This is a genomic window from Gaoshiqia sediminis (assembly GCF_025907915.1).
Taxonomy (GTDB): Bacteria; Bacteroidota; Bacteroidia; order Bacteroidales; family Prolixibacteraceae; genus Gaoshiqia; species Gaoshiqia sediminis.
The window spans coordinates 60,790-72,217 of record NZ_JAPAAF010000007.1 but is presented as its reverse complement, the minus strand read 5'-3'; the positions used below and the strand labels follow the sequence as shown (position 1 = coordinate 72,217).

13 protein-coding genes are annotated in these 11,428 nt (G+C 46.6%); 10 read left to right on the top strand and 3 right to left on the bottom strand.

Annotation, left to right across the window (positions count from 1 at the left end; all coding sequences use genetic code 11):
* The first annotated feature begins 23 nt into the window (after window positions 1–23).
* On the top strand, window positions 24–896 hold the full coding sequence (gene glsA, locus N2K84_RS07215; RefSeq protein WP_282591119.1) for a lyso-glycine lipid O-acyltransferase GlsA: 873 nt from the start codon (window positions 24–26) through the stop codon (window positions 894–896).
* A 47-nt stretch (window positions 897–943) separates the two neighbouring features.
* Entirely contained in the window at window positions 944–1,906 is a 963-nt protein-coding gene (gene glsB, locus N2K84_RS07210; protein ID WP_282591118.1) for a glycine N(alpha)-acyltransferase GlsB, read from the top strand.
* A gap of 117 nt (window positions 1,907–2,023) precedes the next feature.
* On the opposite strand, the gene N2K84_RS07205 is transcribed toward glsB, so the two are convergent.
* Window positions 2,024–3,922, bottom strand: coding sequence for an amidophosphoribosyltransferase (locus N2K84_RS07205; RefSeq protein WP_282591117.1), 1,899 nt, complete (start codon window positions 3,920–3,922; stop codon window positions 2,024–2,026).
* Complete coding sequence (locus tag N2K84_RS07200; protein WP_282591116.1) at window positions 3,919–4,386, bottom strand: SPOR domain-containing protein; 468 nt, start codon at window positions 4,384–4,386, stop codon at window positions 3,919–3,921. Before N2K84_RS07200 ends, N2K84_RS07205 begins: the two co-directional genes overlap by 4 nt.
* A 211-nt stretch (window positions 4,387–4,597) precedes the next feature.
* Here N2K84_RS07200 and miaB point away from each other — a divergent pair, with 211 nt between their 5' ends.
* The 3 genes from miaB to N2K84_RS07185 are packed head-to-tail and all read left to right on the top strand — an operon-like array spanning window position 4,598 to window position 6,630.
* A complete protein-coding gene (miaB, locus tag N2K84_RS07195; protein ID WP_282591115.1) occupies window positions 4,598–5,929 on the top strand; it encodes a tRNA (N6-isopentenyl adenosine(37)-C2)-methylthiotransferase MiaB in 1,332 nt (443 codons plus the stop codon).
* A gap of 9 nt (window positions 5,930–5,938) precedes the next feature.
* On the top strand, window positions 5,939–6,304 hold the full coding sequence (locus tag N2K84_RS07190) for a carboxymuconolactone decarboxylase family protein (protein ID WP_282591114.1): 366 nt from the start codon (window positions 5,939–5,941) through the stop codon (window positions 6,302–6,304).
* 11 nt (window positions 6,305–6,315) lie between these two features.
* Window positions 6,316–6,630, top strand: a complete 315-nt coding sequence (locus N2K84_RS07185; protein ID WP_282591113.1) for a NifB/NifX family molybdenum-iron cluster-binding protein — start codon at window positions 6,316–6,318, stop codon at window positions 6,628–6,630.
* 4 nt (window positions 6,631–6,634) lie between these two features.
* Here the strand turns inward: N2K84_RS07185 and yjjX are convergent, their stop codons facing one another.
* Window positions 6,635–7,168: an inosine/xanthosine triphosphatase gene (gene yjjX, locus N2K84_RS07180; RefSeq protein ID WP_282591112.1), complete on the bottom strand. Its 534-nt coding sequence runs from the start codon at window positions 7,166–7,168 to the stop codon at window positions 6,635–6,637.
* Between the two features lie 73 nt (window positions 7,169–7,241).
* Between yjjX and N2K84_RS07175 the strand changes: the two genes are divergently transcribed.
* The 5 genes from N2K84_RS07175 (at window position 7,242) to N2K84_RS07155 (ending at window position 11,390) form a co-directional block, all read left to right on the top strand.
* Complete coding sequence (locus tag N2K84_RS07175; protein WP_282591111.1) at window positions 7,242–7,691, top strand: GNAT family N-acetyltransferase; 450 nt, start codon at window positions 7,242–7,244, stop codon at window positions 7,689–7,691.
* A 3-nt stretch (window positions 7,692–7,694) separates the two neighbouring features.
* Complete coding sequence (locus N2K84_RS07170; RefSeq protein WP_282591110.1) at window positions 7,695–8,576, top strand: VIT1/CCC1 transporter family protein; 882 nt, start codon at window positions 7,695–7,697, stop codon at window positions 8,574–8,576.
* A gap of 35 nt (window positions 8,577–8,611) precedes the next feature.
* On the top strand, window positions 8,612–9,283 hold the full coding sequence (locus tag N2K84_RS07165) for an AlbA family DNA-binding domain-containing protein (protein ID WP_282591109.1): 672 nt from the start codon (window positions 8,612–8,614) through the stop codon (window positions 9,281–9,283).
* Between the two features lie 90 nt (window positions 9,284–9,373).
* Entirely contained in the window at window positions 9,374–10,525 is a 1,152-nt protein-coding gene (locus N2K84_RS07160; RefSeq protein WP_282591108.1) for an alkaline phosphatase, read from the top strand.
* A gap of 301 nt (window positions 10,526–10,826) precedes the next feature.
* Complete coding sequence (locus N2K84_RS07155) at window positions 10,827–11,390, top strand: manganese efflux pump MntP (RefSeq protein ID WP_282591107.1); 564 nt, start codon at window positions 10,827–10,829, stop codon at window positions 11,388–11,390.
* Window positions 11,391–11,428: the final 38 nt, after the last annotated feature.

Sequence of the window (11,428 nt, the reverse complement as noted above, 5' to 3'; positions counted from 1 at the left end):
TTTTCGGGACAAATTAAAGAAACATGTCCGAAGAGTATCCAAACGGCATCAAACCAATTGACATAAAAGCACTATTCAACGAGAAAAACCCTCGCTTGGCCAGGTTGCTTCCCGGTTTTGTTTACCGGTTCATCAACCGGGTGATGCACATTCGCGAGATCAACGAAATACTTGCAAATTACGGCACTCTGAGCGGCATTGATTTCGCCAATGCGATGGTGAACCATTTCAACGTCAGCCAGCAGGTGTTCGGGCTTGAAAATGTTCCCCGACAAGGGCGGTTCATTTTTGCTGCCAATCACCCACTTGGCGGGTTCGACGCGATGTTGTTGATACACAATGTTTATAACACAGCTGGCGATGTCCGTTTTTTGGTAAACGATGTTCTGATGAAAATCCCGCAACTGGAAAGCATCTTTGTACCCATCAACAAACATGGCGGACACAGCCGCGAAGTTGCCAACATCATTCATACAACCTACAGTTCCGATGCCCAGATTCTTATTTTCCCGTCGGGATTGGCCTCGCGGAAAATTAAAGGAAAGATTACCGACACCGAATGGAAAAAGCATTTCATCCAAAAAGCAGTGGAATACCAACGCGATGTAATCCCGGTACATATCAGTGGCCGGAACACAAACTTCTTTTACAGGCTGGCCAACTTGCGAACATGTCTGGGCATCAAATGGAACCTGGAAATGTTTTTCCTCCCCTCTGAAACATTCAAACATAAAAATCAGAAATTCACGCTCACTTTTGGCCAACCAATTCCGTATAACACATTCGATAAAAGCAAGTCACAACTCCAATGGGCCAACGAAGTACGCGAGGTCCTTTACAGGCTGCCGGAGCAGTTGGCCGGGAAAAATGAAAAAGAGGCAAAAAACCAATTCTAAATTATTTTTTTTAGTTTTGTAGCTCATTAAAATTAAGCAGAATAAGTATGAAGGATATTGCTGCACCTGTAGCGAAAGAAGCTATTCTGGCGGAATTGACCCCGGAAAAACTATTAAGAAACACCAATAAAGGTGGCAATGAGATTTATGTGATCACCCACCACGATTCACCGAATATCATGCGTGAAATCGGACGCCTTCGGGAAATTACTTTTCGGGATGCAGGCGGCGGAACGGGGAAAGATTTGGACATTGACCAATACGACACGAACGAAAACCCTTATAAACAACTTATTGTCTGGGATCCGGATGCGCAGGAAATCCTTGGAGGCTACCGCTACATTTTATGCGATGGACTCCCGCTCGACGAAAACGGGGAAGTTAAACTGGCCACATCCCGCTTGTTTCATTTTTCGGACGAGTTTATTCGCGACTACCTGCCTTACACACTGGAGCTGGGCCGTTCGTTTGTTCAGCCAACCTATCAATCGAGCAAAGCCGGGGCCAAAGCCCTGTTTGCCCTTGACAATTTATGGGACGGATTGGGCGCACTGACCGTTGACCACCCTGAAATCAAATACTTTTTTGGCAAGGTAACTATGTACACGCATTTTAACACGGAAGCCAGAAACCTGATTTTATTTTTCTTCCAAAAGTATTTCCGCGACCACAACAACTTGGTTTATCCAAAGAAACCGATGACCCTGGATTTGAACGATGCAGCCCTAGGCAAAATTTTCAACAGTGGTTCTTACAAAGAAGACTATAAAATATTAGCCCAACAGGTTCGGGAACACGGCGAAAACATCCCCCCGCTAATCAATGCCTACATGAACCTGAGCCCTTCCATGAAGACATTTGGTACCGTACTGAACGACCGCTTTGGCGACGTAGAAGAAACAGGGATCATTGTTACAATCAAAGACATTTACGAGGTAAAAAAAGACCGTCACATTGAGACTTACATCCGGGAGAAAGACGACAACAATGTTTTTCCGGAAGTGAAGTAACACGACACCGATATACATAAAAAAGCAGGCCGAATAGCCTGCTTTTTTCATTATCTGTATGTCTTGTAAGAGTTAACAAACAAAAGTCAACCAAGAGGAAGGCCTTCAAACTGGAATTTAATAAGCCCGGCCTTCAAATCCTTCCACATAATTAATGAAGGAGGTATTGACCACCTTGTTTCCGCCCGGCGTTGGGTAGTCGCCGGTAAAATACCAGTCGCCGGTATCATTCGGACAAGCCGCGTGCAAATTTTCCACACTTTGATAAACAATATCCACTTCCGCACCACAACCTTCCGGCTTGAGAAGCTCTGCAATTTTTGCTGAAATCTGCTCCGGGGTAAACTGACGGTAGATTTCTTTCACATAATTCACAATTTCTTCCTTCGGAAGGTTTTGTTGTGCTTTACATTTATTATATACCTCATCAATCAGTTGCTCTTTGTTATGATCTTTCAGCAACTCAATCGCGGCATTAAACGCGATAAACTTACCCAAAACGGCCATATCAATTCCGTAGCAGTCTGGGTAACGAATTTGCGGGGCCGACGAAACTACGATAATCCGCTTGGGGTTCAACCGGTCCAGGATTTTAAGAATGCTTTTCTTCAGTGTTGTCCCGCGAACAATGGAGTCGTCGATAATCACCAGGGTATCCTCGTTTTCGCGGATGACTCCGTAAGTAACATCATACACGTGTGCAACCAAGTCGTCGCGGCTGGCATCGTCGGCAATAAACGTCCTCAGTTTCACATCCTTGATGGCAATTTTCTCGACGCGTGGCTCCAGCGAAATAATTTCTTCCAGTTCCTTCTCGGGCATACTGCCGTTTTTCGATCGGATTTGCTCCTTTTTCCAAGCCAGCAAATGCTCCCGAACGCCCTTCATCATCCCATAAAACGCAGTTTCGGAAGTATTCGGGATGTAGGAAAAAACCGTATTTTTAACGTCGAAGTTGACAGCTTTCAGGATAGTTGGAGCCAGCAATCGCCCCAATTCCTTCCGCTCCTGGTAAATATCTTTGTCGCTCCCGCGCGAAAAATAAATCCGCTCGAACGAACACGACCGGCGTTTATGCGGAACACGAACCATTTGCGACGAAACGCTTCCATCTTTTTTGATAATCAGCGCTTCGCCCGGATTAATCTGCTTCACATCATCTCCCTTCACGTTCATCACCGTCTGAATCACGGGACGTTCCGAAGCGACAACCACGATTTCATCATCGATATAATAGTGGGCCGGACGGATCCCCCAAGGGTCACGAGCTACAAAGGCATCGCCATGCCCGATCAAACCAGCCATAGCATAACCCCCATCCCAGTCTTTGCTGGCGTTCTCCACGATGCTCTGAACATCCAGGTTCTTTTCGATCAGGGGAGAGATTTCGCGGTTGGAGTAGCCTTCATTTTTATATTGCCGGAAGCGGAATTGGTTTTCCTCATCCAGAAAATGCCCCACTTTTTCAAGAGCAGTAACGGTATCCGTATAGTTTTTTGGGTGCTGACCCAGGTCGATCAGTTTCTGAAAAAGCTCATCCGTGTTAGTCAGGTTGAAGTTTCCAGCCAACACCAGCGTCCGCGATTTCCAGTTGTTTTGGCGCATCACCGGATGAACAAAGTCGATGCTGTTGTTTCCAAATGTTCCGTAGCGAAGATGACCCAGGTAAAGCTCACCGGCATAAGGCAGATTTTCGTAAACCCAGCTCAGGTCGTTGATATCTTTGCCTGACTTAACAGCCTTTTTCACGCTTTTGCTTACTTTGTCAAAAACATCTTTAATCGGGTTTTGCTCAATCGACCGGTACCGGTTAATGTATTCCTGTCCCGGTTTCAGGTTCAACTTCACACTCACCACACCGGCGCCGTCCTGTCCGCGGTTATGTTGTTTTTCCATCAGGAGGTAGAGCTTGTTCAACCCGTATTGCCACGTTCCGTACTTTTCCTGGTAGTAGCTCAACGGTTTCCGTAACCGGATCAGCGCAATCCCACACTCATGCTTAATCAATTCACTCATTGCTGTTTTATATCTGTATATAATTTTGGAAACTGAATAATATCCGGGACCATGAAGGCATTCGGGTAGTCTTTTCTGATTTTCGCTTTCAGCTTAAGCGCTTCGCTTTTTGTGCGGCAATCGCCCACCCGTACTTTAAAGTCTGGACTCTGAAAGGACATGTAAGCAGTTTCCTCCGGATATTTCCTCAGAAATTCTGTTTTCACGTTCATCGCCTCTTCACGGGCCCTCATGCCCGAGCGAAAGAAGATCTCCAAGCGGAAGCCATCAGTCCCTTCGCGACGCTTGTTGGCCTGAATATGATTTTGCAAAAGTGAATCGATCCTGGCGTCCTGCCGGATGTCAATTTGCTGAAGGAGCGGATGGGTTTCAGGGGTGCCGGATGAAGGTTTGCTGGATATTTCCTGTGCACAAACATGCCATGACAGCAGGAAAAATAATACCCCAACGATTGAAAACTTCATATGCGGTGTTCTTTAAAAATGCAAATATAATGCGAAATGATTTAATACAAGAATTCATCCCGGATGCTTAACGGGAAAAAATAAAAATTTCACATTAACCATTTTATAACAATTAACCAGTCAACCAATTAAGCAGTTGCCAAATTTTGCTCCCCTGCAAATTTCCAATTCGCTTCAAAATCAGTAAATTTGCAGGCTTATTAAAAATTAAATGGACCGGAAGAAACTTTTTATTGAAACGTACGGCTGCCAGATGAACGTTGCAGACAGCGAGGTGGTAGCTGCCATCCTGCAGGACCGAAAATACGAACTTTGCCAAACAGCCGAGGAGGCTGATGCCATATTCATTAATACCTGTTCGGTGCGCGACAATGCCGAGCAGCGCATTTGGGGACGATTGGACCACCTAAAAGGATTTAAACGAAAAAAGGACAACCTGATTATTGGCATCTTGGGCTGCATGGCCGAACGGGTTGGTGAAAAATTTTTAGAACACGATGCTGTGGACCTGGTCGCCGGGCCCGACGCATACCGCGATTTGCCCTTTTTGATGGACAAGGCTCGCGAAAAAGAAGGCGCTATCAATGTGGAACTTTCGGAAATTGAAACCTACGATAAAATTACCCCGGTACGGATCGGCGAAAAGTCTATTTCCGGCTTTGTGAGCATCACGCGGGGTTGCAACAATTTCTGTACTTACTGCATTGTCCCATACACCCGCGGACGTGAGCGCAGCCGCGACCCGCAGGATATCCTTGCCGAAGTGCATGATCTGCAACAGAAAGGATATAAAGAAGTGACCCTACTGGGGCAAAACGTTAACTCGTACAAATGGCTGCCCGAGGGCGAACGCAAACCGGTAAAATTCTGGGACTTACTTAGGCTGGTGGCCAGCGAAGCACCCGATATGCGGTTCCGTTTCACCACCTCGCACCCCAAGGACATGTCGGACAAAGTATTGAAAGTGATCGCCGCCCACCCGAATATTTGCCGGCACATCCACCTGCCTATGCAGTCGGGCAGCTCGCGCATCCTGAAACTGATGAACCGGAAATACGACCGGGACTGGTACATGGACCGGATTCGCGCCATCCGGGAAATCATTCCCGGCTGCGGCATTTCAACCGATGTTTTCTCGGGGTTTTGCACTGAAACCGAAGAAGACCACCAGGAAACCCTTTCGCTGATGGAATGGGTGGGCTTCGACATGGCCTTCATGTTTAAATATTCGGAACGCCCGGGAACATATGCCCACAAGCACCTGAAAGACGATGTCCCGGAAGAAGTAAAAATCCGCCGCTTGAACGAAATTATCGCACTGCAAAACCGTCTATCCCTGGAAAGCAACCAGGCCGATATCGGCAAAACGTTTGAAGTGCTGGTAGAAGGTCCTTCGAAGAAGAACAAAAAAGAATATTTTGGCCGTAGTTCGCAAAATAAGGTTGTGGTGTTCCCGAACCAAAACTTTGTGAAAGGCGATTATGTTACTGTTAAAATTGAAAAGTGCACACAAGCCACACTGATCGGACAGTTGGTAAAATAAATACAAAGGATGAGCAATTTAATTGATGAGTTCAGGAATTACCGGACGCGGATGAACGAAAAGATCCTCGGGGCCGACAACAAAGTGATGAAACGGATTTACAGTGTTGACACCCTGGCCTACCAGCAGGGTGCTTTATCAACCAAAACCAAAGAAATGCTCGGTCTGGTTTCGTCGATGGTGCTGCGTTGCGACGATTGCATCAAATATCACCTGGAAAAATGCCACGAAGAAGGGCTGACCAACGAAGAAGTGTTCGAAATTTTTTCAATCGCAAACCTCGTGGGCGGAACAATTGTTATTCCACATACACGACGTGCCGTTGAATACTGGGAAGCGTTGAACGAAAAAGAAGGTACCAATACAAATTCATAAAACGAAATACCATGATTGCCATAAGTGCCACCGATCGAAAACTGACCGCCAGCATGGATCTGCGATTTGGCAGATGCCCCTATTTTTTGCTAACCGACGGCGAAGTTACCCGCTTTATTCCCAATCCATACCAGGAAGAAGAAAACGATGTTGCGCCCCGGGTGGTGGAATTGCTCAAGAACCAAAAAGTTACCAAAATCGTCACTGGCGAGATTGGTCCCAAGGCCAAAACCAGCCTGGACCAAAATAAAATTCAGGTAATTATGCTTTCCGAAGACAAGATCAGCCTTCAACACGTACTGAAAAAGATGAACCTTTCGCGCTGACAGATTAACTTGGAGGTGGATACAACTCAGGGGTTAAAAACGGAATCAGCGCCAGCACCATCGCTTGTTGATAAAAGTTTTCGCGCGTTACGCGGTCGTGGGTAAGCAGCCCCACTGCGCCGTTCTGCTGCTTCGAGTTCTGTCGGCTGAAAACCTGGTCATCGGCGTCGCCCAACTCCATCCCACCCAGCACCAGCCGGCTCACTTCCGGAGGCAACTCAAAAGTGGCCGTGCGTGCCTCGCCTTCAGCCATTCCGTTAGAAACCACAATCCAGGCAAAGGCAAACATCCGTCCGCTCAGTATCTCAATGCCCCCTTCAATGCCCACATAAAAGTCGCCATCCATATTACTTTCGGCAGCCTTTCGGGCCCGGTTGCGTGCCCCCAATAAGGTTTCTTCTTCACTCATCGGCTGATCGGCCACATCCGAAGAAACCTGCACCCCACTCACTTCTATCTCCTCAGGAAAACATAGCTGAAAAGCGTTCCTTGCGGCATTCATTTTGACCGGATTTTTGGAGGCAACAACAATTTTCATGAAATACTGTTTTAACTTTTCGAAGTGTTAAAACTACTTTTACTATTTTTAAACTTCAAATTTTTTACGACAAATGATTGTACGCGAAGCCCGTCCTGAAGACCTGGAAACCATTGTTGACTTCCAGGTAAACATGGCTCTGGAAACCGAAAACATTGCCTTGGATCCGGATACCGTCCACCTGGGCGTAAAAGCTGTTTTTACCGCCCCCGCAAAAGGTAAATATTATATTGCTGAAAAAGCAGGAAAGGTAATTGCGTCACTGCTCACCACCTTTGAGTGGAGCGACTGGCGAAATGGCACCGTAATCTGGCTCCAGTCGGTATATGTAATGCCCGGACACCGCGGGCAAGGCGTTTACAAAGGCATGTACCGGCACATTCAGGAAAAAGTGGAACGAGACAACCGGTTAAAAGGCATCCGGCTGTATGCCGAAAAAACAAATGTAACGGCCAGGAAGGTCTATGAAAAACTTGGGATGACCTCCGAGCATTATCTATTGTACGAATGGTTAAAAGATTGAACGATGGAACGCACCCCCCTTTCTCCTGAAACCCGAAAGCAACTAATTATTGCACAACGCAACGAAATTACCGAACACCAGATCTACAAACGTCTGGCGCAAACACAGAAAGATGCCGGCAACCGGGCTGTGCTGGAGAAAATCGCAGCCGATGAACTGCGCCACTACAACATCTGGATGAAATACACCGGACGGGAGGTGTCGCCCAGTCAATGGTACATCCGTAAATTCTACTGGATATCCCGTCTTTTCGGCATCACTTTTGGCATAAAGCTGATGGAGAAGGAAGAGGAAAAAGCACAAATCAACTATGCGGAGATTGGTCGTGAAATACCCGAGGCCATCGCCATCGGAAAAGATGAAAGCGAACATGAAGCACAGCTGATCGGTTTGCTGAAAGAAGATAAGCTAGAATATATCGGCTCCATTGTTCTGGGGCTGAACGATGCCCTCGTGGAAATACTGGGCACGCTGGCCGGTTTAACCTTTGCCCTGCAAAACACAAAACTGGTAGCGCTGGCCGGAATCATTGCCGGAATTGCCGGTGCCTTGTCCATGTCGTCATCCGAATACCTGTCCAACAAATCGGAGGGAAAACATGAAGGTGCTGTGAAATCAGCCCTATTTACGGGAATGGCCTACCTGGTTGCAGTCGTGTTCCTGGTCGCCCCCTACCTCATTTTCACCTCCCCGTTCACAGCGCTGCTAGTCGCGGTGTTCGACTCCATTTTAGTGGTGTTTGTTTACAGCTACTACATCTCGGTGGCTAACGATCAACCTTTTCGCAGACGGTTCAGCGAAATGGTCATCCTTAGCACCGTGGTGGGCCTGATTTCGTTTGGACTAGGTTATTTGGTGCGGATTTTATTTGGGATCGACGTATAGAAACCAACGAATGCCTGAAATAGTTTCACCAGAAGATGAGCTCAACGCTTCATAAAATGATCCTGGAAGGGGAACACCAGACCCAGGATTTTAAATATTGTATCAGCGATTCGAAAAAAATAGCCAAGTCGCTGGTGGCCTTTGCCAACACCGATGGCGGACGCTTGCTGATTGGCGTGAAGGATAACGGCAACATTGCTGGTGTGCGTTCGGAAGAAGAATACTACATGATTGAGTCAGCAGCAAAAATTTACAGCAAACCGGAAATCCGTTTCACCACCCGTCAGCATCATGTTGCAGGAAAAATTGTGCTCGAAGTCCGGGTGGAAAGCAGCTCTGAAAAGCCCCATTATGCCAAAGACGATAGCGGCAAATGGCTGGCCTATTATCGTCAAGGCGACGAAAATAAGCTGGCCAACAAGATCATGATTGAGGTTTGGCGCAAACAAAAAAGTCCGCGTGGCATTCTGATCAACTATTCAGCCGACGAACAGTTTTTACTCGACTATTTGGATAAGAACGACACCATCAGCCAGTCGGCCTTTTCACGAAAAGCAGGGATCACTTACCGGAAGGCCGAAAAAATCATCTCCGATTTTTTGGTACTTGGCATCCTGAAGCCCGTATTTTCAGACCAGAAAATGCTCTTTTCCCTATCCGAAGGTTTCGACCGCGAAGAGTGGGACAACAAAAGTTATGGTCCCTGAATGTAGCAGGCTTTACACATATTTAAATTTCGGGTAACAGTTTTTACAATATTCTCGGTACATTTAATGCGTTTAATAAAAAATGACAGAATGAAAAAGCTATTTGCAGTTGTTTTGGCGATATTTCTTTGCCAGGCTTCGTTTGCACAAGAAAACTACAAAACCCTTTCGAAAGAAGATTCGCTAAAAATTTATCCGGGCGGCTCTAAATATCCGGTGAAAAATTACAAGGATGCTTCAAAATCCTCCAGTCCCAAAAACATCATTTTCATGATTGGTGACGGTATGGGTACAGCCCAGGTCTATGCCGGAATTACAGCAAACGGGGGGCACTTGTTCCTGGATAACTTTAAACATGTTGGGTTCTCCAAGACCCACTCGGCCAGCAACTACATCACCGATTCGGCAGCCGGGGGCACAGCCCTTTCGAGCGGATATAAAACTTACAACGGCGCTATTGGCGTGGATACCGACACCATTGCCCGGCCAACCATGCTTGAAATGGCCGAAGGAAAGGGGAAAGCAACCGGCCTGGTATCCACCTCTGCAATTACCCATGCCACACCGGCTTCGTTTATTGCCCACCAGCCTTCGCGCAATATGTATGAGGCCATTGCTGCCGATTTCCTGAAAACCGATATCGATGTGTTCATTGGTGGCGGCTACAAACATTTTACCGACCGCAAAGACGGCCGCGATTTGACGGTTGATTTGAAAGCCGCCGGCTATCAGGTCCTTCGCGATATGAACGAAATTGAAAAAGTGAAATCGGGGAAACTGGCCGGACTAACAGCTGACGAACATAACGTTCCTGCTCCGGAACGTGGCACCATGCTGCCCAAAGCTACAGAAACAGCTATCAATATACTGAAAAAGAACAAAGATGGCTTTTTCCTGATGGTAGAAGGTTCGCAGATTGACTGGGCAGGGCATCAAAACAACACCATCTATATGGCTGAAGAGGTTCTCGATTTTGACCTGGCCATTGGCAAAGCCCTCGAATTTGCTTCCAAAAACAAAGAAACCCTGATTGTGGTGACGGCAGACCACGAAACCGGCGGCATGGCCATTACGGATGGAAACTTCAGCTCGGGCATGGTGAAAGGAAGCTACACCACCGGGAACCACTCAGCTGTTATGGTACCTGTTTTTGCTTTTGGCCCGGGCGCCGAACAATTTACCGGCATTATGGACAACACCGAGGTCGCAAAAAAACTGATCAGCTTCATTCTGAAAAAATAAAGCGGAATTTTTCTCCGAAAAATTAGCTGAGAGATTCAGCCAACAGGTTGTCCCGAAAACAGCTATCAGCCAAACAACTGGTTGTTGCCACGGTTTTCGGGACAACCTTTTATTTTCAGCGACCAATCATCCGTTACCAGTGATTATCCCATTCATCCGATAAAATTGATGACTAGATTGGACAGGTGCCTAAATCGATTTTTACTAGTTTTGGGGCGATTTATTTGGGAACAGACCATCAGAATGTTTTCAGGCAGGATGATTCAGATGTTCGCCAATCACAAAAGTAATTTAGAAGGGGATGAATTATTCAACCGTCATCATTCTGGCTATCGGATTATCGTTTGATACGTTTGCTGTTTCTGTAACCAGCGGATTAAGCCTGCCCGCAATCCGTTTTTTCCAGGCTGTGAAACTGGCACTCATACTGGCTGTTTTCCAGGCATTTATGCCATTAATCGGCTGGCTACTCGAAAGCAGTGTTCGCCGCCTGATCGAACCTGTTGATCACTGGATAGCTTTTGGACTGCTCTCCCTGATCGGTGGTAAAATGATTATTGAGAACCTGCTACCCCACGAAACCAAATCCATAAAAGACCCGCTGAAGTTCCGGACTGCCGTAATCATGGCCTTTGCCACCAGCGTTGATGCACTGGCTGTTGGTTTTAGCTTGGCTTTGTTGCTCGAAAAAATAATTCCGGCTGTAATCATCATCGGTGCTGTTACCTTTTTGGCTTCGATGACCGGAGTTCTGATAGGCAAAAAAACAGGGCCGAGAATCAATAAATACGCCGAAATACTGGGCGGGGCCATTCTTATTTTCATTGGGATAAAAATATTGTTTGAACATTTAATGGCTTCTTAATACATTTACAGCCGGTTCGATAAACTAATCCCTACTTT

Coding starts and splice junctions, on each gene's coding strand:
- glsA (WP_282591119.1), top strand. CDS start 24: ATGTCCGAAGAGTATCCAAACGGCATCAAACCAATTGACATAAAAGCA.
- glsB (WP_282591118.1), top strand. CDS start 944: ATGAAGGATATTGCTGCACCTGTAGCGAAAGAAGCTATTCTGGCGGAA.
- N2K84_RS07205 (WP_282591117.1), bottom strand. CDS start 3,922: ATGAGTGAATTGATTAAGCATGAGTGTGGGATTGCGCTGATCCGGTTA.
- N2K84_RS07200 (WP_282591116.1), bottom strand. CDS start 4,386: ATGAAGTTTTCAATCGTTGGGGTATTATTTTTCCTGCTGTCATGGCAT.
- miaB (WP_282591115.1), top strand. CDS start 4,598: ATGGACCGGAAGAAACTTTTTATTGAAACGTACGGCTGCCAGATGAAC.
- N2K84_RS07190 (WP_282591114.1), top strand. CDS start 5,939: ATGAGCAATTTAATTGATGAGTTCAGGAATTACCGGACGCGGATGAAC.
- N2K84_RS07185 (WP_282591113.1), top strand. CDS start 6,316: ATGATTGCCATAAGTGCCACCGATCGAAAACTGACCGCCAGCATGGAT.
- yjjX (WP_282591112.1), bottom strand. CDS start 7,168: ATGAAAATTGTTGTTGCCTCCAAAAATCCGGTCAAAATGAATGCCGCA.
- N2K84_RS07175 (WP_282591111.1), top strand. CDS start 7,242: ATGATTGTACGCGAAGCCCGTCCTGAAGACCTGGAAACCATTGTTGAC.
- N2K84_RS07170 (WP_282591110.1), top strand. CDS start 7,695: ATGGAACGCACCCCCCTTTCTCCTGAAACCCGAAAGCAACTAATTATT.
- N2K84_RS07165 (WP_282591109.1), top strand. CDS start 8,612: ATGAGCTCAACGCTTCATAAAATGATCCTGGAAGGGGAACACCAGACC.
- N2K84_RS07160 (WP_282591108.1), top strand. CDS start 9,374: ATGAAAAAGCTATTTGCAGTTGTTTTGGCGATATTTCTTTGCCAGGCT.
- N2K84_RS07155 (WP_282591107.1), top strand. CDS start 10,827: ATGAATTATTCAACCGTCATCATTCTGGCTATCGGATTATCGTTTGAT.